Genomic DNA, 25,901 nt, shown 5'->3' with positions numbered 1-25,901 from the left:
ATCCGGGCTTATCCCCGCGGTGGACGTGCGCTCGGCTTTCCGGGCGCTTCCTGCCCTGCCGTTCAGTTGTTGCGGTTGACCGATATCTCGCCGAAGATGCGGGCGATTTCCTTCTGAAGGTTCGGTTCTTCACGATTGCCCGATGTCGGCGTGCCGGGCGGCGGCGTAACGATCACGGGAGGCGCCACAGGGCGGTTGGGCCGAATGTCCGGCACGATTGCTGCCACCTCGAACGGCGTTCTTGTCGCGGCTGTCTCGTTCGCCGAAAGATGAAGCGCCATTTCCTCCTCCAGTACGCGCTCGAACTCGCTCAGCTCCTGCTTGGGATGCTGTTCGTCCGCCGCATGAATGGCCGGAGCAATGTTTGCTGCCGGCGGTTGATCCTGGCTGGAAGGAAGAACGCGCTGACGGGCCGCTTCGAGAATATCCTCCGCATGAACCATTTGCCCCTGCGCCTGGTGCTCGGATTGCTCCTGCTGTTTTGGCGGGGGCGCGGCGGGCGCGGGTTGCTGCACGGGCATTGCAGCGCGCGCGTCCGAGGAAGGCGCCGTCGCCGCGGCCAGCGCCGGTGGCTCGATATGGACCGGCTGAACGTTGGTGGCCCCGGATGCGGGCGATGCGGTCGGCACCACAGGCGCGCTCTGGGGTGCGTGAGTCTGCGCCACTGCTTCAGGTGCGGCTGCGGCAACCGGGGGGGCTGCCGGTTCGGGGCGAGGAGCGGGGGCACGAGCGGATTGCTGCGCCGGTCTTGCCGCGACGGGTTCTGCCTTGACGGGCTGGGGCGCCGGCGGACGTTCGGCGACCGGCGGTCTCGGGGCCTGTTCGACGGCCGGGATGGGCTGCTCCTGCGGCAGGCTGCGGGGAGACTCTGCATGGGGGGCGATACGGGCCGCCGTTTCGGGGTTCTCCACCGACGCGGCTACGGGAACGGCCGAGAGATAAGCGCGCTCGTCGCCGATGCCGCTCTCGATGACGATATCGGTCGGACCGCCGATCATCACGAGATGCTCGACATTGTCCCTGCGAACGAGAACGAGCCGACGCCTTGCGTCGACGGCTGCCGCATCCAGCACCTGAAGCCGCGGCTGGCGATTCCTTCCGCCACGCACGAAGGGCGACGGCGCGCGGTTGCGCAAGAGCCGTAAAACGACAAACAGGCACAGAAGCGCAAGGCTTACGCCGAGCGCAGCGACCAGGAAACGGTTACCATAGGTGGTGACCAGTTCTTCAAGCATGTCGCGCTCTCCTTTTTCTGCTTTCTGGCAGAAGGCGATTGTTTTAGCAATCCGGGGCAGGGCGCCAACGACCGGCTGACACGGCGCTGATCGTTTCTCTTTCGCATTCCACGACCTAAATGAGGCAATCCTGTGGGGATTGCCGCGCCTCAGCCCCTCAATCCGCTTGTTCGGAGCTTTTTGCGACAGGTGCAAATTGCTAAAGAAGATCTGAAGTATCCGATTCCCACGGGTCGGCTTCACACACGAGGCATATATGAAGAGATTGCAGCAGGCCGGCGAGTACGAAGGTCCATTGTTGGATCGCGGCGCCCGTTCCGGCGCGGCTTTCCGCATCATTCTGCTTGCACTTGTGCTTGTCTGTGCCGCCGTCGCTTTTGTCTTTTTCAAGGACCAGCTCGAAAATGAGGTGGTGCTCGGCGTTCTCGGCGTTCTGGCGATGACTGGAATTTTCTTTCTGGTTTCTGCCGTGATCGGCTTCGTCGAGGTGATGCCGCAATCCCGTTCGGATTCGCTCGCGCGCAATTTCCTGGCCAACCTGCCGGAAGGCACGCTGATTACCGAGGCCGACGGGCGGGTGATTTACGCGAACGCCGCCTATGGTCGAATGACCGGCGCCACCAAGGCGACCGAGGTTCAGGCTCTTGAAACCCTTTTGTCGCGCTATCGCGAGTCGTCCGAGGCGCTTTATCGCCTGACCAACGGCTTGCGCGAGGGCCGTGAGGGCTATGAGGAATTTCGCCTGCTCAAGCCGCTGGGTGTCCACACCGGGAACGGTTCCGGCGCACATTGGTACAGGCTCAAGGCCAGGCTGGTCCCCAGTGAAACCGGTGCGCGGAAGCTGCATGTCTGGCAGATCACCGACATCACCTCGGAGCGGGACGATCAGGAACGCTTCTTCAAGGAACTGCAGCACGCCATCGACTATCTCGACCATGCACCCGCAGGCTTCTTCTCGGCCGGTCGGAAAGGCGAAATCTACTATCTCAATGCCACGCTGGCGGAATGGCTCGGTATCGACCTGACCCAATTTGCGCCGGGTTCGATGACGATTGCCGATCTTGTCGCGGGCGAAGGCATGGCGCTGGTCAATTCGGTGCAGGCCGAGCCCGGCCTGTCGAAGACGGAAACGCTGGACCTGGATCTCAGAAAGACCAACGGCCAGAGCTTTCCGGTGCACCTCGTCCACCGCGTTCGTTCGGCGCGGGACGGGGCACCCGGCGAGAGCCGTTCCATCGTGCTTGCGCGGCAGGAGGGCAGAGGTTCCGATCAGTCGGCCTCGATCGCTTCCATGCGTTTCACCCGGTTCTTCAACAATACGCCGATGGCGATCGCCTCCGTCGATGGCGAGGGCCGGATCCTGCGCACCAACGCGCCGTTCATGAAGCTCTTTTCGGATATCGTCGGCCGCGACTATGTCGATCGCGGGGGCAAGCTCGAGGCCGTGATCCACGAAAGCGAGCGGGAGCAGTTCCGTCAGGCGCTGGCTGCCGCCAAGGATCGCCAGGTCGACATCGCCCCGATCGATAGCCGTCACCCGGAAAACGATGCGCGGCATTTCCGTTTCTATGTCAATGCGGTGATCGACCAGAGCGACGAGGCTCCGGAAGAGGCGGCCATCGTCTACGCCGTCGACGTGACTGACCAGAAGGCGCTCGAAACGCAGATGGCGCAGACGCAGAAGATGAACGCAGTCGGCACGCTTGCGGGCGGTATCGCGCACGACTTCAACAACGTTTTGACAGCCATTCTGCTTTCCTCCGACCACCTGCTGCTTCAGGCCCGGCCTTCGGATGCCAGCTTTGCGGACCTTATGGAGATCAAGCGCAACGCTAACCGGGCGGCGGTACTCGTTCGGCAGTTGCTCGCCTTTTCGCGCAAGCAGACCATGCGCCCGACCGTGCTCAATCTGACGGACGTGATCGGCGACTTGAGAATGCTGGTCGACAGGCTGATTTCCGGAACCAACGTCAAGCTCAAGGTCGAGTACGGGCGGGATCTCTGGCCGGTGAAAACCGACCTCTCGCAGTTCGAGCAGGTGCTGATTAATCTGTGCGTCAATGCCCGAGACGCCATGCCGGATGGCGGTACGATCACCATCACGACACGCAACGTCTCGCCCCCGGAGACTGCGGCTTTCCATTATCGTGGCCTGCCGGAAGAGGAGATGGTTCTCGTCGAGGTCGCCGATACCGGTACCGGCATCGCCCCCGAGATCATGGACAAGATCTTCGAACCCTTCTTCACCACCAAGGAAGTGGGCAAGGGAACCGGTCTCGGACTGGCGATGGTCTATGGCATCATCAAGCAATCCGGCGGCTACATCTATCCCGAGTCCGAAGTGGGCAGAGGCACGGTCTTCCGCATCTTCCTGCCACGCCATGTGGTCGAGCTCGCGCCGAGCGCAGCGCCGACGGGCGCTGTGTCCGAGGGGGGCGATGCCGCGCAGACCGCGCAGGCGGCGGCCCCGCAGGCATCGGAACCCGACGATCTTACCGGCAAGTCGGCGGTGGTGCTGCTGGTCGAGGACGAGGAGGCCGTGCGCCGCGGGGGCAAGCGCATGCTGGAAACCCGCGGCTATACCGTGCATGAGGCGGGTTCCGGCGTGGAAGCGCTCGATATCATGGACGAGCTCGGCGGAGCGGTCGATATCGTCGTTTCCGACGTGGTGATGCCGGAAATGGATGGCCCGACGCTGCTTGGGGAGCTTCGCAAGAAATATCCCGACCTGAAATTCATCTTCGTTTCCGGCTATGCGGAGGATGCGTTCGCGCGCAACCTGCCGGCCGACGCAAAGTTCGGGTTCCTGCCCAAGCCCTTCTCGCTCAAGCAGCTCGCCGTGGCCGTGCGCGAGATGCTCGATAGTTCAAATTGACAACAGTCACCATATTTGCCCTATTTCTGTGACGGACAACATCCTCCTGTCACATCGATATCCTGTGATCGTGGCGGGCCGGATGCGCTATTTTCGGCGGGCGGTCGATCCATGCGGGAGGTATTCGGGAACTGAGCGAGATGAACGAGTGGGCCGAGGGGCCGGTCGAGCGGAATGCAATTCTTGCCCGGATACAGACCGCCGACAGTCTGACTGATCTCGATACCTGCATGCGGCTGTTGCAGCGGCGCTTCGGTTTTCGCTTCTACAAGCTTTTTGCGCAGCGCCCGGCGAATGGCACATCGTTACGCGGCAGATTGCTGCTCTACAGTGTCGACGAGGCCTTCCTCGACGGCTTCGACGCCATCAGCGATCTACCGCCCACGCCCGACATCATTCTCGCCAGTGCCGAGCAGCAGCTCTATCAATGGTCTATCGACGATCTGCGATGTCTGGAAGGCCTCGCACCCAACCTGGTCGAACTGACAAAGTTGCTGACGCGCCACGACATGCTGAACGGCGTCTATTTCGCCCTGCCGGCGCTCGATGGCAAAAAACAGATCATGAGCCTTTATGGCGACCGCTTGCCGCTTTCCTCCGCCGAGATCGAGGACTTCTGCTTTCTCGCCATCCACGTGCTCGACCGGGCGGGGATGCTGGAGAAACGTCTCGACGGCGCCCGGGCGGGCATGTCCAACCTGGAGATCCGATGCCTTCAAATGGCGGCCTCCGGCCTCGACACTGCGGCGATTGCGGTGCGGTTGTCGCTTTCGACGCGGACGGTCAATTATCTCGTCGGTTCGCTCTGCCGCAAGTTGAATACGGACCGGTTGGAACAGGCCCTGCGCCGTGCCGCGCAGATCGGGTTCATCTAAGCAGGAGGATTGTCGCGGCGGGCGTGTCGGGCAAAGTCGTTGCAGACTTCGGCGTGTCGAGGGGGCAGCGTCCGACCTGCCGCCCCATCGTTTCCGGCCGAGGCGTTATCGGTCGTTCATCGCGACGGCGATCTCGGCGGCGAGACGGGCGTTGTTCTCGACCAGGGCGATGTTGGTCTTCAGACTGCGACCATCGGTCAGATGGAAAAGATTATCGAGCAGGAATGGCGTGACGTTCTTGCCGGTGATTTCCTCGCGTTCGGCATTGACGAGCGCCCGGCCGATATAGATTTCCATTTCCTCGCGCGGGATCTCGTCGGCAAGCGGCACCGGATTTGCCACGAGCATGCCGCCTTCGATCCCCAGTTGCTCGCGCATGCGCTGGAAATTCGCGATGGCTGCCGGGCTCGGCAATGTCAGCGGGCTCGGCAGGCCGGAACTGCGCGACCAGAAGGCCGGAAATTCCTCGCTGTCGTAGGTTACAACCGGCACTCCACGGGTTTCCAGATATTCCAGCGTCTTCGGGATGTCGAGAATGGCCTTCGGGCCGGCAGAGACCACGATGACCGGCGTGCGGCCGAGTTCCTCCAGGTCGGCGGAAATGTCGAAGGTCTCCTCCGCCCCGCGATGGACGCCGCCGATGCCGCCGGTCGCAAAGACCGAGATGCCGGCGCGAGCGGCCGCGATCATGGTTGCGGCAACCGTTGTCGCGCCGGTGCGACGCTCGGCAAGCGCGAAGGCGATATCCGCACGGGAGAGCTTCATTGCATCGTGGCGCCTGGCCAGTGCCTCGATCTGTGCGGTATCGAGGCCGATATGCAGTACGCCGTCGATCACTGCGATGGTCGCGGGAACGGCGCCCTGTTGGCGGATGATGGATTCGACGCTGCGCGCCATCTCCAGATTGCCGGGATAGGGCATGCCATGCGTGATGATGGTCGATTCCAGGGCAACGATCGGCGCGTTGCGGGCCTTGGCGGCGGTGACTTCACCGGAATAGACGATGGGCAGGAGAGGCGAGATGGCTTTGGTCATCACTGATATCCGTATTGTGCAAACATTGTCATGACAGGATTTCGGCGTCGGGCACAAGCTCCAGCCGGCTGGCAAGAATATCCGTCGCGAGATTTTCGGCCGTCGCCTGCGGCGAAAGCAGGGTGACTGCGGCGGCCGCGGTGCCGGTGCGCAGGGCGATGTCGAGGGACGCGCCGTCGAGCCGCGCGGCAAGGAACCCGGCGGCGAAGGCGTCTCCGGCGCCCGTGACGTCAGCGATATCCGACACAGGCGGCGGCGTGAGGGCGATCACGCGATCCTTCTCGAAGGCGATGGTCATGTCGCCGCCGGCGGTGATCGTCCCGGCCTTCAGGCCCGCGCGTCGCAGCAGGTCCGGCCACTCGACGGCATCGACGGCGCGGCGGCCGGCAAGCACCTCGGCTTCGGTTGCATTCATGAATACGTGGTCGAGGCGCTCGAGGCAGGGCAGCAGTCTCGTCGCCTTGGCCGGCGAAATGGCAATGGCGGCAAGCGATGCACCGTTCGATGCGGCGATGTCGGCGATAGCGGCGATCGTCTCCGATGGCAGGTTGGCGTCGCACAGGATCATGTGGGCAGAAGCGAGGCTCTCCCGGACGGTGCGGGCCCGCAGGCGCCGTGCCGTGAAAAGGTCGTAGAGCGCCATGTCCGCCAGCGCGATCACGAGATTGCCATCCTCTTCCAGTATGGCCGTATAGCTTGGCGTGACCCGATCGAGAAATGTGATGGGGCAATCGTCGATGCCGAGTCGCTCAGCGGCCGCAGAGACACGTTCACCGGCCGGATCGCCGCCGCGGGGGGAGATCAGCCGGACGCTGCGGCCCAGGCGGGCAAGATTACAGGCTGCATTGAAGCCGCCGCCACCCGGTTCCTCAATCCAGCGCCCGGGGTTGCTCGCACCCATTTTCGCCGGGCCGAAGAGACGGCCGCGGCGATCGATATGGGCGCCGCCGATGACGAGGACATCGACCGTCATAGGGGTGCGCCACCGGTGTCGGACGGTGGCGAATCGAGCCATGTTCCGGTGCTGCCAGCGATGTCGGAGAGGCGCGGGGAAGCTGCGTCCCGCAGTGGCGGAACATAAAAAGTACGTATTGCAGAATTTCCCGATAATTCATTGGGTTGACGGGGTATTGCAATATTGGAACAAAACGTGTACATACAGTTCACCGGCTGCTTCATTGCCTATGCGGCTTCAATAACCTAAAGGTGGACAGAATGGCACAGAATTCTTTGCGGCTCGTAGAGGACAAATCGGTGGATAAAAGCAAGGCATTGGAAGCGGCGCTCTCTCAGATCGAACGGTCGTTCGGCAAGGGCTCGATCATGAAGCTCGGCGCAAACGAGAGCGTGGTCGAGATCGAAACGATTTCGACCGGCTCTCTCGGTCTCGATATCGCGCTCGGCGTCGGCGGTCTGCCGAAGGGCCGCATCATCGAAATCTACGGTCCGGAAAGCTCGGGTAAAACGACGCTGGCTCTGCAGACCATCGCGGAAGCCCAGAAGAAGGGCGGCATCTGCGCCTTCGTCGATGCCGAACACGCGCTCGATCCGGTTTATGCCCGCAAGCTCGGTGTCGACCTGCAGAATCTTCTGATCTCCCAGCCCGATACCGGTGAGCAGGCGCTTGAAATCACCGATACGCTGGTGCGTTCCGGTGCCGTCGACGTGCTCGTCGTCGACTCGGTTGCCGCGCTGACGCCGCGCGCTGAAATCGAAGGCGAAATGGGCGACAATCTGCCGGGCCTTCAGGCGCGTCTCATGAGCCAGGCGCTGCGCAAGCTGACAGCGTCGATCTCCCGTTCAAACTGCATGGTGATCTTCATCAACCAGATCCGCATGAAGATCGGCGTGATGTTCGGCTCGCCGGAAACCACCACCGGCGGCAATGCGCTGAAGTTCTATGCTTCGGTTCGTCTCGACATCCGCCGTATCGGCGCCGTCAAGGAGCGCGAGGAGGTCATCGGTAACCAGACCCGCGTCAAGGTCGTCAAGAACAAGATGGCGCCGCCCTTCAAGCAGGTTGAATTCGACATCATGTACGGCGAGGGCGTTTCCAAGACCGGCGAACTGGTCGATCTTGGCGTCAAGGCTGGGATCGTCGAGAAATCGGGTGCCTGGTTCTCCTACAACAGCCAGCGGCTGGGGCAAGGACGCGAAAACGCCAAGCTGTTCCTGCGTGACAATCCGGCGCTTGCCCAGGAGATCGAGATGGCGCTTCGCCAGAACGCCGGTCTCATTGCCGAGAGCCTGCAGAACGGCGGGCCGGATGCAAACGACGGGGATGGTTCGGACGAATAAACTCCCGGTTCTTGCGTTTTGATTTCTTTGCCGGCTGCATCTCCCGCGAGGTGCGGCCGGTTTTGCGTCGGGCGGCTGGACAGGGGGGATGCCGGACGATAAAAGCCATTGATTTTCGCGAATGGCCGGTTTCCCGGCGTGAATGAAGGGCGTGACATGAGCGGTGTAAACGACATCCGGTCGACTTTCCTCGAATACTTCAAGACGAACGGCCACGAAGTCGTTTCATCCAGCCCGCTAGTGCCGCGCAACGACCCGACGCTGATGTTCACCAATGCCGGCATGGTGCAGTTCAAGAACGTCTTTACCGGCCTCGAACAGCGCCCGTACTCGACGGCCGCGACGGCGCAGAAATGCGTGCGTGCCGGCGGCAAGCACAATGACCTCGACAATGTCGGCTACACTGCGCGCCACCACACCTTCTTCGAAATGCTCGGTAATTTCTCCTTCGGCGACTACTTCAAGGAGCGTGCGATCGAGCTTGCCTGGAACCTGATTACGAGGGAATTCGGTCTCGACCGCAATCGCCTTCTGGTCACCGTCTACCATACCGACGACGAAGCCTTCGGCCTGTGGAAGAAGATCGCCGGTCTCTCCGACGAGAAGATCATCCGTATTCCGACCAGCGACAATTTCTGGGCCATGGGCGATACCGGGCCCTGCGGCCCCTGTTCGGAAATCTTCTACGACCATGGCGACCATATCTGGGGCGGCCCGCCCGGCTCGCCGGAAGAAGATGGTGACCGCTTCATCGAAATCTGGAACCTCGTCTTCATGCAGTATGAGCAGGTGACGAAGGAGGAGCGCGTCGACCTGCCGCGTCCCTCGATCGACACCGGTATGGGCCTCGAGCGTGTTGCCGCCGTCCTGCAGGGCAAGCATGACAACTACGATATCGACCTCTTCCGCGCGCTGATCGAAGCCTCCGTCGAACTGACGGGCGTCAAGGCCGAGGGCGAGCGCCGGGCAAGCCACAGGGTCATTGCCGACCACCTGCGCTCCTCGGCATTCCTGATCGCGGACGGCGTGCTGCCTTCGAATGAAGGCCGCGGCTATGTGCTTCGCCGCATCATGCGCCGCGCCATGCGTCACGCCGAACTTCTCGGTGCGCGTGAGCCGATCATCTACAAGCTGCTGCCGACGCTGGTCCAGCAGATGGGCCGCGCCTATCCGGAACTGGTGCGGGCCGAGGCCCTGATCTCCGAGACGCTGAAGCTCGAGGAAACCCGCTTCCGCAAGACGCTGGAGCGCGGCCTCTCGTTGCTTTCGGACGCCACCTCCGAGCTGAAGAAGGGCGACAGCCTCGATGGCGAGACCGTCTTCAAGCTTTACGACACCTATGGCTTCCCGCTCGACCTGACGCAGGATGCGCTGCGCGCCCGCGGCATTGGCGTCGACATCACCGGCTTCAACGACGCCATGCAGCGCCAGAAGGCCGAGGCGCGCGCTCACTGGGCGGGTTCCGGCGACAAGGCGACCGAGACCATCTGGTTCGAACTCAAGGAAAAACACGGTGCGACGGAATTCCTCGGCTATTCGTCCGAGGCGGCCGAAGGCCAAGTTCTTGCCATCGTCAAGGACGGCGCCGCCGTCGACAGCGCCTCCAAGGGCGATGCGGTGCAGGTCATTGTCAACCAAACGCCGTTCTACGGTGAGTCCGGCGGTCAGATGGGCGATGCGGGCACGATTGCAAGCGACACCGCAAGCCTTGCCGTTTCGGACGTCCAGAAGAAGGGCGAAGGACTGTTCGTGCATATCGCCGAGGTTTCGGACGGCACGATCCGTGTCGGAGACGCCGTCAGCCTGACGGTCGATCACGCTCGCCGCTCGCGCCTGCGCGCCAACCATTCGGCCACCCATCTGATCCATGAGGCGCTGCGCGAGGTGCTTGGCACCCATGTGGCGCAGAAGGGATCGCTGGTCGCGCCTGAGCGGTTGCGTTTCGACGTTTCCCATCCGAAGCCAATCACGGCGGACGAGTTGAAGGTCGTCGAGGAAATGGCCAACGAGATCATCGTCCAGAACGCGCCCGTCACGACGCGCCTGATGAGCGTGGACGACGCGATCGCGGAAGGCGCTATGGCTCTGTTCGGCGAAAAATACGGCGACGAAGTCCGCGTGGTTTCCATGGGTACCGCGACCCGCGGACCGAAGGCCGGAAAGCCCTATTCCATCGAGCTTTGCGGCGGCACCCATGTGGCCGCGACTGGCGATATCGGCCTTGTCCGTATCCTGTCGGACAGCGCGGTCGGCGCCGGCGTACGCCGCATCGAGGCGCTGACCGGCGAAGCGGCGCGTGCCTATCTGTCCGAGCAGGACGAGCGGGTGAAGCAGCTTGCCACGACGCTGAAGGTCCAGCCGGGTGATGTCGTCTCACGCGTCGAGGCTCTGGTCGATGAGCGCCGCAAGCTGGAGCGCGAACTGGCTGATGCCAAGCGCAAACTCGCCATGGGCGGCGGCGGTCCGGCTGCCGCCGATGAAGGCGCGCGCGATGTGGCCGGTACGCGCTTCCTCGGCAAGGTGCTGAAGGGTGTCGATGCCAAGGATCTCAAGGGCCTTGTCGATGAAAGCAAGGCCGGGCTCGGATCGGGCGTCGTCACGCTGATCGGCGTTTCCGAGGATGGCAAGGCAAGCGTTGTGGTCGGCGTTACCGCCGATCTCGCCGGCCGATTCAGTGCCGTGGACCTCGTTCGCGTTGCCGCGGCCGTCGTTGGCGGCAAGGGTGGCGGTGGCCGGTCGGACATGGCCCAAGCGGGTGGTCCGGATGGCGACAAGGCCGAAGCCGCAATCGAGGCCGTCGCCGCCGCACTGGCCGGCTGATCTTCGGGTTGGCCCGTTTCGCCGGGCCGACGATTCCAACAGGAAATAGGGGCGTGGACCACATCCGCGCCCCTTTCGTTTGGTCGCGGCGCGGTGCTGTTGCGGTTCTCAGGCCACGGGAGCGGCGGCTTCCCGGATCAGCGCGCGTGCGGTCCGGATGTTTGGAACATAGTCGACCTGCGGGCTTCTTACCTCATGGGTTTCCAGAAGACGCCGGAAATCAGGATTGGCGCCGACGATGAAGACCCGAACGCCCGCCCTTTCGGCCTTGCGGATCGTGCCGGCGATCACGTTGGCCGCAGTTGAGTCCATGAACGATACGGCCGAGCAGTCCAGCACGAAATTCTGGTATCGGTCGGCGATACGGTCGAGAACCGAACCGACGGTCGCGGCCGCGCCAAAGAAGAAGGCGCCGCCGATCCGGTAGACAACGGTGCTGGCATCGCTGTTGTCCAGCGGATGTTCGGTCTCCTCCTCGTGGGGCACGATGGTAACGCTCTTGCTCATGCGGTTGATGAAGAGCAGCGCGCCGAGGGTAAAGCCGACGATGATCCCTTCCGTCAGGTCGCGGAAGACCACGAGCAGGAAGGTGACCAGCAAGACGACGGCATCGCCGAGCGACGACCTGAGCAGGGCGGCGAAGGCCGGCCTTTCGACCATGTTCCAGGAGACGATTGCCAGCACGCCGGCCAGCGCGGCCAGTGGAATATAGCTGGCGAGCGGGGCTGCGGCGGCCATGAAGACGAGCAGGAAGACGGCATGCAGCATGCCGGAGATTGGGCTCGTTCCACCGGCGCGGACATTGGTTGCGGTCCGGGCGATGGTTCCGGTCACGCAGATGCCGCCGAAGAGGGCAGAGCCGATATTGGCGACGCCCTGGCCGATGAGTTCGATGTTGGAGCGGTGACGACGACCGGTCATGCCGTCGGCCACGACTGCCGACAGAAGGGATTCGATTGCGCCGAGCAATGCAAAGGCAATGGCGTCAGGCAATACTGCGCGGGCAAGCTCCGGCGACAGCGACGGCAGGTGGGGTACCGGCAGGCTGCGCGGGATGCCGCCGAAGCGCGTGCCGATGGTTGCCACCGGCAGGTCCAGAAGCGCCGTGACGAGGGATGCGAGACATACTGCGATCAGCAATCCGGGCCAGGAAGGGCGAAACCGGCGCAGGATGAGGATGGTGGCAATCGTCAGAAATGCCACTGCCGCCGCAGCGACGTTGAGCGTCGGAAAGGCTTCGATCAGGACCGGCAGTTTTTCGATCAGTGGTCCTGGTTCCCTTCCGGGCAATGTCAGTCCCAGGAGTTCGGTGATCTGGCTCGAAAAAATGATGACGGCAATGCCGGCGGTAAAGCCGACGGTGACCGGATAGGGGATGAATTTCACGTAGTCGCCGAGCCGCAGAAGCCCCGCGAGCATGAGGAAGAAGCCGGCCATCGCCGTGGCAAGCAGAAGGCCTTCCACCCCATGTGTGGCGACGGTCGCGGCCACCAGCACGATGAAGGCACCGGCGGGTCCGCCGATCTGGTGGCGACTGCCCCCCAGGAGCGAGACAAGGAAGCCGCCGATGATGGCGGTGAAGAGCCCCCGATCCGGAGTTACGCCGGAGGCGATGGCAATGGCCATGGAAAGGGGAAGGGCGACGATGGCAACCGTCAGGCCCGCTATGGCATCGGCCTTCAGCCGTGGCAGGCTGTAACCTTCGGCAAAGACGCTGATGAGCTTTGGCTCGAATTCGCTGTTCACGATGGCTCGACGATGCGAATAGGGGTTGAGGACAAACGCGGTTCATGGCGCCCTATCATTGGTACCCCGAGTCTGCCTGATCGCAAATCGCCGGTCCGGCGATATTTGATAAAAGTCAAGGAATGGAAAGCAGGATTTGTCAAATCGGCCTGTGCTTCCTTCTCAAGCGCAACGGCATGGCAATCGGCAGACGGAAAACATGACGAAGACGGATATCTGGGCGACCTACGAAAGCAGGCTGCCGCGCGTCTCGCGCCATATCTACGAGCACCTCGACGAGGAACTCGACAACGACAGGCTCGCAGGGGTTGCCTGCATGTCGCCCTATCACTGGCATCGCATCTATCGCGCGGTGCATGGTGAGACGCTGGCCGCCACGGTCAAGCGGCTGCGCCTGCAGCGCGCGGCCGCGGAGCTTGCGGCATCCGACCGTCCTGTCCCGCTGATCGCCCGCCGTTGCGGCTACCCCAATCTCCAGTCGTTCAACCGGATCTTCAAGGCGGCCTACGGTCTGCCGCCGGCCCGATATCGGAAGGAGGGGAGCCATCGGATGTTCCAGACGATCCGGGATAAGGAGGATTGGGCGATGTATGACGTGACATTGAGAACATTTGCGGACATGCCGGTCATGGGTGTTGCCCATCGCGGTGCCTATATGGAGATCGGCAAGGCGTTCGAACAGCTTTTCGGAACGCTGTTCAGCCGAAATCTTGGCGATCCGCATGCGCGCATGTTGGCGATCTATTACGACGATCCCGAAAGCGTCGCGGAAAGCGCGCTCCGCTCGCTTGCCTGTGTCACCGTTGCTCAGCCGACACCCGTCGATCCGCCGTTGCAGACGGCTCTCATCGAAGCCGGGGAATGCGCCGTCCTGCTGCACAAGGGGCCATATGCCGATATGCGTTTCGCCTATCGCTGGCTTTACGGGGAGTGGTTGCGCAATTCAGGCCGGGAGGTGCGCGATGCGCCGGTCTTCGAAATCTACCTCAACAATCCCCGGGAAGTCCCTCCGGCCGAATTGCTGACGGAGATATGTCTGCCGCTCAGATAGCTCGGGCGCAGAAAGATCGCATATCGATGTGTCCGATATGGATGTCGCGAAGGAATCATGCGCTTTTCTGCATGGCCGCCATCGCGGCATCGTCCAGTTCGACGGCGCGCCGATATGCAGGACGCTCGCTCACGCGCCCCAGATAGTCGACGAAGGCAGGACGCTTCTCGATCGAGCCGAACTGCAGCCCCCAGCCGATATGCGAACCGACATAGACATCCGCTGCGGTAAAGCGTTCGCCGGCGATATAGGCGGTGCGGCTCACCGCCTTTTCCAGCGTGGCCATGACATCATCGAACGAACCGTAGCCGATCATGCGGCGCCTGTCCTCGGGCACGACGAAGCCAAGCGCGCGATTGGAGACCGCGGCCTCCAGCGGACCTGCGGCAAAAAACATCCAGCGATAATAATCTGCCCGATCCGTTGTTGCGGGCGCAAGCTCCGCCTCGGGAAAGGCGTCGGCGAGATAGGCGCAGATCGCCGCACATTCGGTGACGATCTTCTGGCGATGCACGATCGAGGGCACCTTGCCCATCGGATTGATGGCGCAATAAACCGCGGTTTTCATCGGTGGACCGAAAGGGACGATCTCCGCACGATAGGGAGCGCCGGTTTCCTCAAGCATCCAACGAGCAATGCGTCCGCGCGACATGGGATTGGTGTAGAAGACGATTTCACTCATACCGCTCCTCCGTTTTCGTTCACTTTATGTTCGTTGTTCCTGCGTGTCAACGAAGCCGGTTTGCGATCCTTGAGATGATGTTGCCAAGCGCAGATGGCCCTTTTGGCGGTTTTCAGAAATCCGTCCATCGCCGGACCCGGAGGTTCCGGAACAAAAAACCCGGCACAAGGCCGGGTTTCTCAAGAAGAACGGCGGGGGCCCGGCCTCAGGCGGCCATGGCCTTCTTCAGGTTTTCGTCGATCTTGTCGAGGAAGGCGGTGGTCGAAAGCCACGGCTGATCCGGGCCGATCAGGAGCGCCAGGTCCTTGGTCATGAAGCCGGATTCGACGGTCTCGATGCAGACGCGTTCCAGCGTCGTTGCGAACTTCGCGAGCTCGGCGTTGTCGTCCAGCTTGGCGCGGTGTGCGAGACCGCGGGTCCAGGCGAAGATCGATGCGATCGAGTTGGTCGAGGTTTCCTGACCCTTCTGATGCTGGCGGTAGTGGCGGGTCACGGTGCCGTGGGCAGCTTCTGCTTCGACGGTCTTGCCATCGGGGGTGAGCAGGACGGAGGTCATCAGGCCGAGCGAGCCGAAACCCTGGGCAACCGTGTCGGACTGAACGTCGCCGTCGTAGTTCTTGCAGGCCCAGATGTAGCCGCCGGACCACTTGAGCGCCGAGGCGACCATGTCATCGATCAGGCGATGTTCGTAGGTGATGCCGATCTCGTCGAACTTGGCCTTGAATTCGGTCTGGTAGACTTCCTCGAAGATATCCTTGAAGCGGCCGTCATAGGCCTTGAGGATGGTGTTCTTGGTCGACAGATAGACCGGCCACTTGCGCATCAGGCCGTACATCATCGAGGCGCGGGCGAATTCGCGGATCGATTCGTCGAGGTTGTACATGGCGAGAGCCACGCCGGCGCCCGGAGCCTTGTAGACTTCCTTCTCGATCGTCTGGCCGTCTTCGCCGACGAACTTGATGGTCAGCGTGCCCTTGCCCGGGAACTTGAAGTCGGTTGCCTTGTACTGGTCGCCGAAGGCGTGACGGCCGACGACGATCGGCTTGGTCCAGCCCGGAACCAGGCGCGGAACGTTCTTGCAGATGATCGGCTCGCGGAAGATCACGCCGCCGAGGATGTTGCGGATGGTGCCGTTCGGGCTCTTCCACATTTCCTTGAGGTTGAATTCCTTGACGCGGGCTTCGTCGGGGGTGATGGTCGCGCACTTGATGCCAACGCCGTGCTTCTTGATGGCGTTGGCGGCGTCGACGGTCACCTGGTCGTTGGTGGCGTCGCGGTTCTCGACAGAGAGGTCGTAATATTCGATCTGCAGGTCAAGATAAGGCAGGATCAGCTTGTCCTTGATGAACTGCCAGATGATGCGGGTCATCTCGTCGCCGTCGAGATCGACGACCGGGTTGGCTACCTTGATCTTGCTCATGAATATCCTCGCTGATTGGGGGAGGGACGAGGGTCCCGTTGTTAGGCTCGCTGCGCTATAGCATTCCGAACCGGGAACGCAAAGCGTTGCGCTGCCCGGATAGCGGCTTTTCGTTCATAAAATCATACCAACTTTGGCCTTACGACCCCGCCTTGCGGCCTTGAGCTTTACGAGTGGCCGGATATCTTGCGCCGCAACCATCAGCCCGTTCGGAAGCCGACCATGAAATCCATGTTTCTCGCCGCTCTGCTCGTTCTTTTCGCAGCGCCTGCGTTCGCTGCCGATCCAACCGTTCCCGTCCAGGAGGTCATAAATGTGGCGTCCGGAAACTGGGCGGCGGCCAATGCGACCGACGACGACGTGTTCAGCGACGACCGCCTGAAACGGCTGTTCAGCGTCGATTTCGCCAATGCCTATCGCGCGGCGTCGAAGCATCCGGCTTTCGATCCGCCCGAGGGCGAAACCACGGGAAGCCCGTTCGACTACGATCCGATCGCCGGGGGCCAGGATGGCTGCAACTTCGAAAACATCCGTATCGAGGACGACGGGGACGGCCAGGTGACGGCGCTTTTCAACAATCGACAATGCTTCGGCGACGATCCCGCCTACAAGGAAGACAGGGTACTGATCTTCCATATGAAGACCGAGAATGGCCGGCAGGTGATCGACGACATCTATCCTGTAGAGAACGGCAATTCCTCAAGCTCGATCAAGGACGACCTGAAGACCATCGCCGCCCAATAGAGCCCTGAAATCCGGGTTGTTGCATCGATCATCGTGGCTGCGCTACTGATTGCGGCGGCGAGAGGTGAGGGGCGTATGAGACGGACGTTCGGGCTGCTGCTGTTTTTTCTGCCGGCTCTGGTCCAGCCGGCGAACGCGAATGACCGGGTGGGGCTCGTTCGCATGTATGTCGACAGGATCGTTGCGAACTCGCTCGATCAGCCGGATGGCCATCGCGCCTATTTCACCGAGATCCAGCTGCTCAACGATTTCGGCGCGGATTTCGTTTCCGCCTACGCGGCAGCCCTGAATGCGGCTCGGATGCGTCGGGAGGTCAGCCTCTTCGAGGATGACCCAATCACGGGCGATGCGAACCGCTGTCCCATCGGCAACACCCATATTGCCGATCTTACCCGGGCGGATACGCGGATTATGGTCGAGGCGAGGCTCGATCTGCCGTCCTGTGACGGCAATTCCGGGAACGGATCGCAGATACGGCTGATGTTCATCCTGCTTGCGGACGATGCCGCGGGAAAGCGTTTCGTCATCGACGATATCTTGAGAGAGAGGCTCGATGGCAGCTGGTTTTCACTGAAAGCCTCGCTGGAAAGGCTTGCCCGCCCCTGATTGCGGCAATGAGTTTTTGATTTTTGCCCCAGCCTGTGCCAGTGAAGCCGCCACTTGAAAATCTCGGACAGGAACATGGCAGGTACGAACAGCGAGCGCGCGCTTCTGGCGGAAGGGCCCGTAATCATTCTCGTCGAGCCGCAGCTTGGCGAAAATATCGGGATGGTTGCCCGGGCCATGGCGAATTTCGGGCTATGGGAGTTGCGTCTCGTCAAGCCGCGGGACGGATGGCCGAGCGAGAAGGCCCGTTCCGCCGCGTCCAAGGCCGATCACGTCATCGATGCGACGCGGGTCTATGAAACGCTCGAGGAAGCGATTGCCGATCTCAACTTCGTCTATGCGACGACCGCGCGGGAGCGCGACGGCTTCAAGCCGGTGCGCTCGCCGGTGACTGCCGCCGAAACCTTGCGCGGCAAGTTCCGCGGCGGCGAACGGACGGGCATCCTGTTCGGGCGCGAGCGCTGGGGGCTCACCAACGAGGAGGTGGCGCTGGCTGACGAGATCGTGACCTTTCCCGTCAATCCCGCCTTTGCCTCGCTCAATATCGCCCAGGCCGTGCTGCTAATGTCCTATGAGTGGATGAAATCCGGCATGGAGGACCTTGGCGAAACGCGGTTCCAGGCGGTGGAACAGAGCCCGGCGACCAAGGAGCACCTGATCGGCCTTTTCGAGATGGTCGAGGAGGCGCTCGACGCCCGGGGCTATTTCCGCCCGGTCGGCAAGAAGCCGCGCATGGTGGAGAATCTGAGGGCGGTTCTGTCGCGGCGCGCCTTCACCGAACAGGAAATCCATGTGCTTCGCGGCGTTTTCGCCACATTCGACCGCTACAGCCGCAAGAACCCGCGCGGCGCGGGGAAATCGGGCAATGGGGACGAGCACGGGGATGACGACAGCGGGGCATGACCTGAAACCGGTTCTGGTTTTCGATTCCGGGATCGGAGGCCTCACCGTGTTGCGCGAGGCGCGCGTACTGATGCCGGAACGAGGCTTCATCTATGTCGCCGACGATGCCGGCTTTCCCTATGGCGGATGGGAGGAAGAGCCGCTTCGGGAGCGGATCGTCGGGCTCTTCACCGATCTTTTGGAACGCTACAGCCCGGAGGCGGTGATCGTCGCCTGCAACACCGCCTTCACCCTTGCCGGTACCGACCTGCGACACGCCTTTCCCGACATGCGCTTCATCGGCACCGTGCCGGCGATCAAGCCCGCCGCCGAGCGGACCCGCTCCGGTCTCGTCTCCGTGCTCGCCACGCCGGGTACCGTCAAGCGCGCCTATACGCGCGACCTCATCCAGTCTTTCGCCTCGAAATGCCATGTCCGGCTCGTCGGTTCGGAGAGCCTTGCGAGGATGGCGGAAGCCTATATTCGCGGCGAGGCGATTGCGGATGAGGCCGTGCTTTCGGAGATTGTGCCCTGCTTCGTCGATAAGGACGGTGCGAAGACGGACATCGTGGTGCTTGCCTGCACGCATTATCCCTTTCTTGCCAATGTTTTTCGCCGGCTTGCACCCTGGCCGGTCGACTGGCTCGACCCGGCGGAGGCGATTGCCAGGCAGGCCCGCCGTCTCGTGCCGATGGTCGACGGCGCCGAGCACCCCGACGGTTTCGATTTCGCCGTCTTCACCTCGGGCAAGCCGGATTTCTCCACCCGGCGCTTGATGCAGGGTTTCGGCCTTACGATCCGCGCCCTATAGGACACTGTGGCATTTCGGCAACTCGATTGCCGCAACTCTTGCAATTCGCAATTGTGGTCTTGTCGTTTGGCCTCAGTCGTGCGATGATCCAGACGTCTGCAAATCGAACCATAGGAGGCGCAATATGACTGCTTTTTCTTTGCTTATGCGCCTCACCGGCGGCATTGACCACAAGGGGAGCGCACTTGGTGCGATGACCCGACGCCGATCTGGTTTTCAGGCCTATTGCGCCTGATATTTCTGCCTTTTGGCGTCTTTTCCATTTTTCTGACGTGACCGGCTGACACTGCGGCGGCTTGTGCCTTCGCGCGGCTTCTCCGCACGTCCCCAGCACTTTGAAAGGGCCTGGCTGCTGCGATGCGCCGGGACGGAAAACCATGCGTGAAATGCAATCTTTGGTTGCCTATCCTCTGGCTGAGGCCATGAATGAACTGCACAGGGAATACGGTTTCTGGAAGCTTGTCCGGGCTATTCTCGCCCTCGGCTGGCGGGAGCGTCGTTCCTCGAACCGGCTGGACGATCTCGACAATTACATGCGTCGGGATATCGGCCTGCCGGAAATGGAGGCTCCCCGTCGCCACCCGAGCCTCGATCCCTGGGATTTCAGGCCGTGAACGGTGTGCGGTCGCGCCCGGCTATGCCATGCCGGGCGTGACAGCAGACACGCCTTTTCGGCAGGCTGCGGCCTGAATTCCGGTTCGAAATCAACAGCCCGCTAAATCCGGGAGGCGTCGGGGTTCCCGTTTGGAAGGCGTCGGCATCTATGCTAGAGATCTTCCCTGTTGCCGGACGCTTAGCCGGTGTAGAGGAGCTTTGATTCTCGTTTTGTTAACGGAAATTTTGATCGTCGTTTTTCTAACCCTGTTGAACGGCGTTCTTGCAATGTCGGAACTGGCTGTCGTGTCATCGAGGACCGCGCGCCTGAGGGTGCTTTCCGAACAGGGCAATATTGGCGCAGCCGTGGCGATGAGGCTCGCCGAAGAGCCCGGCAGGTTTCTGTCCACCGTGCAGATCGGCATTACCCTGGTCGGCGTTCTTTCGGGTGCGTTTTCAGGCGCCACCCTTGGCAACCGGCTTTCGGTCTGGCTTGAAACGCAGGGGCTTTCGGCCGGTGCCGCAAATGCGCTGGGCGTCGGTTCCGTCGTGGTTCTCATTACCTATCTTTCCCTCATCGTCGGCGAACTCGTGCCCAAGCAGATCGCGCTTCGCAATCCCGAGGGCGTCGCCTCGAAGGTCGCGGGGCCCATGCTGATCCTGTCGCGGGTCGCCGCGCCGCTTGTCTGGTTGCTCGACGCTTCCGGTAAGCTGGTTCTGCGCCTGCTCGGCCAGAGCGGCGTTGCCGCCGGCACGGTGACCGACGAGGAAATCAAGACGGTGCTGGCGGAAGCGCAGAGCGCCGGCGTGATCGAGACCGAGGAACAGGCGATGATTTCCGGCGTCATGCGCCTGGCGGACCGGACTGCGCGTGGGCTGATGACGCCGCGCCGCGACGTCGAAGTGGTCGACATCGAGGATACGCCGGAGGAAATCCGCGAAACGCTGCGCAAGACACAGCATTCGCGCCTGCCGGTGCGTACCGGCAATTCCGACGAGATCATCGGCGTGCTGTTCGTGAAGAACGTCTATGACGCGATCACCGCCGGGGGCGATCTTCTCGATATCCGCCCCCTCGTCAGCGAGGTGCCGATCGTATCCGACCTCGCAAGCGCTACGGACATCATCCAGGCCATGCGTCGGACGCCGCTGCACATGGTTCTGGTCTATGATGAGTACGGTCATTTCGAGGGTATCGTCACCTCCGGCGATATCCTGGAGGCGATTACCGGCGCCTTCCAGGAAGGCGAGGAGGAAGAACCCTCGCTGGTTCGCCGCGATGACGGCTCCTTCCTTGTCGCCGGCTGGACGCCGATCGACGAGTTCGTCGACAAGATTCGCGTGACGACCGAGGCTGACCCGGACTACACGACCGTTGCCGGCTTCGTGATCGCGGAGCTCAAGCGCATTCCGGAACTCGGCGAGAGCTTCATCAAGGACGGCTGGAAGTTCGAGGTGATCGACCTCGACGGTCGCCGAATCGATAAGCTGCTGGTTTCTCCGGCCGAGGACCCGAATATCTGACAGGTCCCGGCGCAGCATTCGCTTGAATGCAGCGCCGGTTCCGGACGCGCCGCATTCCCCTGTGGGTTAAATTTTTCCTGACGCGCGTATCCGCATCATTTTTGTTATGGCATGTCCTGATGCGCCGCTTTGGCGGCGTTGGGGATTCGCACTTTTCGAGGTCGGGGATTTGCAGGTCGGGATCGATATGGGAACGGTGTCGGGCGGTCAGCCGGCCAAGCTCGATATCGAGGAGCTTTTGGCGACGCGCCTTCTGGTGCAGGGCAATTCCGGCTCGGGCAAGTCACATCTGCTGCGCCGGCTGCTGGAACAGTCCGCCCCCTGGGTGCAGCAGGTCGTCATTGACCCCGAAGGCGATTTTGTCACGCTTTCCGACAAGTACGGCCATGTCGTGGTCGACGGCGAACGGACCGAAGCCGAACTTGCCGGCATCGCCAACCGTATCCGCCAACACCGGGTTTCCTGCGTCCTGACGCTCGAAGGGCTTGATATCGAACAACAGATGCGGGCGGCCGCTGCCTTCCTCAACGGCATGTTCGATGCCGAGCGCGAATACTGGTTTCCGGTTCTCGTGGTGGTGGACGAGGCGCAGATGTTCGCGCCCTCCGTTGGTGGTGACGTTTCCGAAGACGCCCGCAAGATGTCGCTCGGGGCGATGACGAACCTGATGTGCCGCGGCCGCAAGCGCGGGCTTGCCGGCGTTATCGCCACGCAGCGTCTCGCCAAGCTTGCCAAGAACGTGGCGGCCGAGGCCTCCAACTTCCTGATGGGCCGTACCTTCCTCGATATCGACATGGCGCGCGCGGCCGACCTGCTCGGCATGGATCGCCGCCAGGCGGAGATGTTCCGCGATCTCAAACGCGGCAACTTCGTCGCGCTCGGCCCGGCGCTGTCCCGCCGTCCGTTGCCGATCGTCATCGGTGCGGTCGAGACCTCGGCGCGTTCGTCTAGCCCCAAGCTGATGCCGCTGCCGGATGCGCCGCAGGACGTCGAAGACCTGATTTTCACGCCGGACCCTGAGGAATTCACCCGTCCGATCGTGCGCCGGGCGCCACCCGCGCCACGTCCGACCACCGACATTCTCGCCGAACTCTCCCGTTCGACGCCGGCGGCGACCCAGCCGGTCGCGACCGAAAGCCGGTCAGCCGCGCCGGAAATCTCGGAGGAAGAACGGGAGGAACGGCTTGCCGCCGTTCTGTCGGAAATCCTCGCCGATCCGCAGGCCGCGTATCGCACGGATTCCGTTCTCTATCAGGAGTTCCTCGTTCGCGCCCGCATGCGCCGCGTGCCAGGGCCGCCGATGGCGATGGGCGAATTCCGTCGCCGGGTGGCGATCGCGCGGGCAGGGGTGGATGAAGAAACGGCGGCGAGCGAAGCCTGGGCGACCGCGCTTTCGCTTTCCGCCGGTGTTTCCGACGATCTTCAGGGCGTTTTCCTGCTGATGGCGAAGGCCGCGATCCGGGGCGAGGTCTGCCCCTCCGATCAGCGAATCGCCAAGGCGTACGGGACCCATTCCGCGCGCCGCGCCCGCAGGCTTCTCGGCTATTTCGAGGAGCAGGGGCTGATCGTCGTACATACCGACTTTGCCGGCAAGCGCATTGTCGCCTTTCCGGATCTTCAGGCCGAGACCCGGCCCGGCGATCCGAACGCCACTGACGACTGTGCGGAGGTTCCCTCGGCGGCGGAATAAGATCGGCTTTGTTTATCGCAATCGGGACAGAGTTCCCGGATCGGGCTCGCCATCGTAATATTTCTCCAATATGCCGCCGAAGATGCTGGGTGCGGGGGCGGCCTTCGAGAAAAGCGTCATCGATGACCGCAGCTTCAGCACATCGGGATAACCGAAGATATCGTCTGCGCTCAGTCCATCGGTCTCCATGAGGATGTCGCAGCATTCCCACAGGCGTGGCCCGAGGACCGGATGATCGAGATAGGCGGCCGCTTCTTCAAGCGATGAAATGGCATATCTTGCCGCCATGGGGCTGTTGCCGAGCCCGCGCAATTGCGGGAAGACGAACCACATCCAGTGGCTCGTCTTGCGCCCGTTGCGAAGTTCTGAAAGCACCCCGCCGTAAACCGGGTTTTGGGCTTTCACGAAGCGTTCGAGATCGAAAGGATCGTTCATGCGAATTCCTTTCCTGCCTGCCGCCGGATATCCGCAGGCCGCGTCGACCGTCAGTCCGGCGTGCGTTCCTCCCAGACCTTCACCAGTTCCACGATCGTTTCGACCGATTTTTCCATGTCCTGCCGGCTTATCCATTCGAGCGGCGAGTGATAGGCGTGGCCGCCGGTGAAGATGTTCGGGCAAGGCAGGCCCATGAAGGACAGGCGCGAACCGTCGGTGCCGCCACGGATACTGTGCAGTTCCGGTGTCAGGCCGACACGTCGCACCGCTTCCACCAGATTGTCGACGACCATCGGGTGCCGGTCGAGGACGACCTTCATGTTGCGATATTGTTCCCTGACCGAGAAGGTGAAGGTCGAGCCGGGATAGCCCTTCATCACCTCTTTCGTGATCTCCTCCAGCAGGGCTTCCTTGGTCTTGAGACCGTCTTCCACGAAGTCGCGGATGATGAAGGAGAGGCGGGCCTTTTCCATGGAGCCGCCGATATCGACCGGATGGATGAAGCCCTGCTTGCCCTCGGTGGTTTCCGGCGCGATGTCTTTCGGTAGCCGGGCAATGATCTCGCTTGCGATCTTGATCGCGTTTTCCATCTTGCCCTTGGCGGTGCCGGGATGAATGGCGACACCGGAGATGACGATGTCCACGCCGTCGGCCGAGAAGGTTTCGTTCTCGATTTCGCCGACGGTGCTTCCGTCCAGCGTATAGCCGAAGGCCGCGCCGAGCTTTTCGAGATCGACCTTGTCGGCGCCTCGGCCGATTTCCTCGTCGGTGGTGAAGAGGATGCGGACCTTGCCCCGGCGGATTTCGGGGTGATCCATCAGATATTGGGCCGCCGTCATGATTTCGGCGATACCGGCCTTGTCGTCGGCGCCGAGAAGCGTCGTGCCGTCGGTGGTGACGATATCGTGGCCTATCTGGGCGTTCAGTTCGGGATTATCGGCAACGCGGATGACCTGGCTGGTGTCGCCGGTCAGACGGATGTCGCCGCCCTGGTAGTTGCGCAGGACATGCGGCCTGACATTCGTGCCGGTGAAATCCGGGGCGGTGTCCATATGCGAGCAGAAGCAGATGACGGGAACCGGCTTTTGGACGTTGGCCGGAATGGTGGCGTAGACATTGCCGTGTTCGTCGAGATGGGCGTCCGAAAGGCCGATTGCCAGCAGTTCATCGACCAGCAGACGGCCGAGATCCTTCTGCTTTTCGGTGGAGGGTTGCGCCGACGAGGCTGGGTCCGACTGGGTATCGATGACAACGTAGCGAAGAAAGCGTTCAAGGACGGTATCGGTCATGAGCTATCCGGATTGAAAGTATGGAGACCGTCCAGCTATAGCCCTTCGGAGGGCTGTCGTGAATGCTCGAAAGCGAAAGGCCGGAGGGTGCGACAAGACGAGGGGCGGCGCATGACCGCGCCGCCCCTGCCTGCTTCGAGGGGATCGCTATTCCCGAGCCAGCGTGTTCGCGCCCGCCTTGTCCTCGTTGCGGGTCGCCCAGAGCGATCCGAGGATGCCAGCGCCGAGGATGGCGAGGGTTACGCCGAGCGAAACCGTGGGGGGGATCTTTGCAAGCCCGAGCATATCGGCCACGAAGATCTTCGAACCGATGAAGATCAGCACCACGGAGAGCGCATACTTCAGATAAGCGAAGCGGTGAATGAGCGCCGACAGCGCGAAGTACAGCGCCCTGAGGCCGAGGATCGCGAAGATGTTCGAGGTGTAGACGATGAAGGGATCGGTGGTGATGGCAAACACCGCCGGAATGGAATCGACCGCAAAGACGAGGTCTGCGAGTTCGACCATGACCAAGGCCAGGAAGAGCGGGGTGAAATAGATCTTCATTTTGCCGGAAAAGACGTCTTCCCGCCGGACGACGAAGCGGTGCCCTTCGAGTTTTTCCGTGATCGGCAGATGTTTGCGCAGGAACCGCAGAAGCGGATTGCCCGAGACATCGTATTCCTTGTCGGCGGTAAGCAGCATCTTGATGCCGGTGACAATCAGAAAGGCGGCAAAAAGGTAGAGAACCCAGTGATAGTTCTCGACAATGGAGGCACCGGCGGCGATCATGATGCCGCGCAAGACGATCACTCCGAGAATTCCCCAGAGCAGAACCCGGTGCTGGTAGGCGCGGGGAATGGCGAAATAGCCGAAGATCATGGCGATGACGAAGATGTTGTCCATCGCCAGGCTTTTCTCGACGACGAAACCTGTCAGATATTCAAGGCCGGCCTGCTGGCCGGATTGCCACCAGACCCATCCGCCGAAGGCAAGTCCGAGCGACATGTAGAAGGCGGAAAGCAGGAAGCTTTCACGAATGCCGATCTCGGCGTTCTTTTTGTGCAGGACGCCCAGGTCGAGGGCGAGGAGAAGTATGACAAGGGCCAGGAAGGAGAGCCACATCCATATGGCGGTCCCCAAGAAGTCTGTCCAAAGAAAATCCATCGAGGCTTTCCTTTGCCGGAACGGTTGGTGATAGCAGCTCCGACATCACGGGAATCCGGCACTCGCGTCAGAGGGGCCCGGTGCTGCGCTCCCTCGAAATGGTCATCGGCGCAATTAGTTCAAGCACCAGCCGTTGACTTTCC

General features: G+C 62.0%; 21 protein-coding genes. 12 read left to right on the top strand and 9 right to left on the bottom strand.

Translation table 11 applies throughout. The features are described 5' to 3' along the window. Nucleotides 1-62: 62 nt before the first annotated feature. A complete protein-coding gene (locus ACLBKR_RS09585) occupies nt 63-1,235 on the bottom strand; it encodes a flagellar biosynthetic protein FliO (RefSeq protein ID WP_414901561.1) in 1,173 nt (390 codons plus the stop codon). 256 nt (nt 1,236-1,491) lie between these two features. Between ACLBKR_RS09585 and cckA the strand changes: the two genes are divergently transcribed. Continuing rightward, a complete protein-coding gene (gene cckA, locus ACLBKR_RS09580; protein ID WP_113424894.1) occupies nt 1,492-4,110 on the top strand; it encodes a cell cycle histidine kinase CckA in 2,619 nt (872 codons plus the stop codon). Nucleotides 4,111-4,250: 140 nt separating this feature from the next. After that, complete coding sequence (locus tag ACLBKR_RS09575; RefSeq protein ID WP_414901559.1) at nt 4,251-4,985, top strand: helix-turn-helix transcriptional regulator; 735 nt, start codon at nt 4,251-4,253, stop codon at nt 4,983-4,985. 105 nt (nt 4,986-5,090) lie between these two features. Here ACLBKR_RS09575 and ACLBKR_RS09570 read toward each other — a convergent pair whose 3' ends face one another. After that, entirely contained in the window at nt 5,091-6,020 is a 930-nt protein-coding gene (locus ACLBKR_RS09570) for a pseudouridine-5'-phosphate glycosidase (RefSeq protein WP_112828170.1), read from the bottom strand. A gap of 28 nt (nt 6,021-6,048) precedes the next feature. Beyond that, on the bottom strand, nt 6,049-6,993 hold the full coding sequence (locus ACLBKR_RS09565; protein ID WP_414901556.1) for a carbohydrate kinase family protein: 945 nt from the start codon (nt 6,991-6,993) through the stop codon (nt 6,049-6,051). Between the two features lie 242 nt (nt 6,994-7,235). On the opposite strand from ACLBKR_RS09565, the gene recA reads away from it, so the two are divergent. Both recA and alaS read left to right on the top strand, forming a co-directional pair. Beyond that, nucleotides 7,236-8,318, top strand: a complete 1,083-nt coding sequence (recA, locus tag ACLBKR_RS09560; protein ID WP_112828172.1) for a recombinase RecA — start codon at nt 7,236-7,238, stop codon at nt 8,316-8,318. Between the two features lie 156 nt (nt 8,319-8,474). Further along, nucleotides 8,475-11,138, top strand: a complete 2,664-nt coding sequence (alaS, locus tag ACLBKR_RS09555; protein WP_113448479.1) for an alanine--tRNA ligase — start codon at nt 8,475-8,477, stop codon at nt 11,136-11,138. Nucleotides 11,139-11,246: 108 nt separating this feature from the next. On the opposite strand, the gene ACLBKR_RS09550 is transcribed toward alaS, so the two are convergent. Next, a complete protein-coding gene (locus ACLBKR_RS09550; protein ID WP_113486870.1) occupies nt 11,247-12,884 on the bottom strand; it encodes a SulP family inorganic anion transporter in 1,638 nt (545 codons plus the stop codon). Nucleotides 12,885-13,083: 199 nt separating this feature from the next. Here ACLBKR_RS09550 and ACLBKR_RS09545 point away from each other — a divergent pair, with 199 nt between their 5' ends. Further along, on the top strand, nt 13,084-13,935 hold the full coding sequence (locus ACLBKR_RS09545; protein ID WP_113340190.1) for an AraC family transcriptional regulator: 852 nt from the start codon (nt 13,084-13,086) through the stop codon (nt 13,933-13,935). 55 nt (nt 13,936-13,990) lie between these two features. On the opposite strand, the gene ACLBKR_RS09540 is transcribed toward ACLBKR_RS09545, so the two are convergent. Together ACLBKR_RS09540 and ACLBKR_RS09535 are read right to left on the bottom strand one after the other, a co-directional pair. After that, nucleotides 13,991-14,617 carry a glutathione S-transferase family protein gene (locus ACLBKR_RS09540; RefSeq protein WP_113340191.1) on the bottom strand — a complete coding sequence of 209 codons (627 nt, stop codon included), beginning with the start codon at nt 14,615-14,617 and terminating at the stop codon, nt 13,991-13,993. A 205-nt stretch (nt 14,618-14,822) separates the two neighbouring features. Further along, nucleotides 14,823-16,037, bottom strand: coding sequence for an NADP-dependent isocitrate dehydrogenase (locus tag ACLBKR_RS09535; RefSeq protein ID WP_112828176.1), 1,215 nt, complete (start codon nt 16,035-16,037; stop codon nt 14,823-14,825). 222 nt (nt 16,038-16,259) lie between these two features. Between ACLBKR_RS09535 and ACLBKR_RS09530 the strand changes: the two genes are divergently transcribed. The 7 genes from ACLBKR_RS09530 to ACLBKR_RS09500 all read left to right on the top strand — a co-directional run bounded on the left by ACLBKR_RS09530 (nt 16,260) and on the right by ACLBKR_RS09500 (nt 22,888). Next, nucleotides 16,260-16,781 carry a hypothetical protein gene (locus ACLBKR_RS09530; protein WP_113486958.1) on the top strand — a complete coding sequence of 174 codons (522 nt, stop codon included), beginning with the start codon at nt 16,260-16,262 and terminating at the stop codon, nt 16,779-16,781. Nucleotides 16,782-16,856: 75 nt separating this feature from the next. Beyond that, entirely contained in the window at nt 16,857-17,387 is a 531-nt protein-coding gene (locus ACLBKR_RS09525; protein ID WP_113448483.1) for a hypothetical protein, read from the top strand. Between the two features lie 75 nt (nt 17,388-17,462). Further along, on the top strand, nt 17,463-18,290 hold the full coding sequence (locus ACLBKR_RS09520; RefSeq protein WP_113467494.1) for an RNA methyltransferase: 828 nt from the start codon (nt 17,463-17,465) through the stop codon (nt 18,288-18,290). Continuing rightward, entirely contained in the window at nt 18,271-19,080 is an 810-nt protein-coding gene (gene murI / locus ACLBKR_RS09515) for a glutamate racemase (protein WP_113486868.1), read from the top strand. Before ACLBKR_RS09520 ends, murI begins: the two co-directional genes overlap by 20 nt. Nucleotides 19,081-19,457: 377 nt before the next feature. Continuing rightward, the gene (locus ACLBKR_RS09510; protein WP_113486866.1) at nt 19,458-19,694 is read left to right on the top strand and encodes a DUF1127 domain-containing protein; all 237 of its coding nucleotides are present in this window, start codon (nt 19,458-19,460) and stop codon (nt 19,692-19,694) included. Nucleotides 19,695-19,905: 211 nt separating this feature from the next. After that, nucleotides 19,906-21,198 carry a hemolysin family protein gene (locus ACLBKR_RS09505; protein ID WP_113340285.1) on the top strand — a complete coding sequence of 431 codons (1,293 nt, stop codon included), beginning with the start codon at nt 19,906-19,908 and terminating at the stop codon, nt 21,196-21,198. A 169-nt stretch (nt 21,199-21,367) separates the two neighbouring features. After that, nucleotides 21,368-22,888 (top strand): ATP-binding protein, encoded by a 1,521-nt coding sequence (locus ACLBKR_RS09500; RefSeq protein ID WP_113340286.1) that lies wholly within the window; start codon nt 21,368-21,370, stop codon nt 22,886-22,888. Nucleotides 22,889-22,900: 12 nt separating this feature from the next. Here the strand turns inward: ACLBKR_RS09500 and ACLBKR_RS09495 are convergent, their stop codons facing one another. The 3 genes from ACLBKR_RS09495 to ACLBKR_RS09485 form a co-directional block, all read right to left on the bottom strand. Next, complete coding sequence (locus tag ACLBKR_RS09495; RefSeq protein WP_113340196.1) at nt 22,901-23,323, bottom strand: DUF1810 domain-containing protein; 423 nt, start codon at nt 23,321-23,323, stop codon at nt 22,901-22,903. A 50-nt stretch (nt 23,324-23,373) separates the two neighbouring features. Next, on the bottom strand, nt 23,374-24,612 hold the full coding sequence (gene pepT, locus ACLBKR_RS09490) for a peptidase T (RefSeq protein ID WP_113340197.1): 1,239 nt from the start codon (nt 24,610-24,612) through the stop codon (nt 23,374-23,376). A 147-nt stretch (nt 24,613-24,759) separates the two neighbouring features. Next, nucleotides 24,760-25,758: a TerC family protein gene (locus ACLBKR_RS09485; protein WP_113340198.1), complete on the bottom strand. Its 999-nt coding sequence runs from the start codon at nt 25,756-25,758 to the stop codon at nt 24,760-24,762. Between the last annotated feature and the right edge of the window lie 143 nt (nt 25,759-25,901).

The organism is Paenirhizobium cremeum, from assembly GCF_047553425.1.
GTDB classification, from domain to species: Bacteria; Pseudomonadota; Alphaproteobacteria; order Rhizobiales; family Rhizobiaceae; genus Allorhizobium; species Allorhizobium cremeum.
The sequence above is the reverse complement of the archived record's forward strand: the minus strand, read 5'-3'. Positions and strand labels throughout refer to the sequence as shown.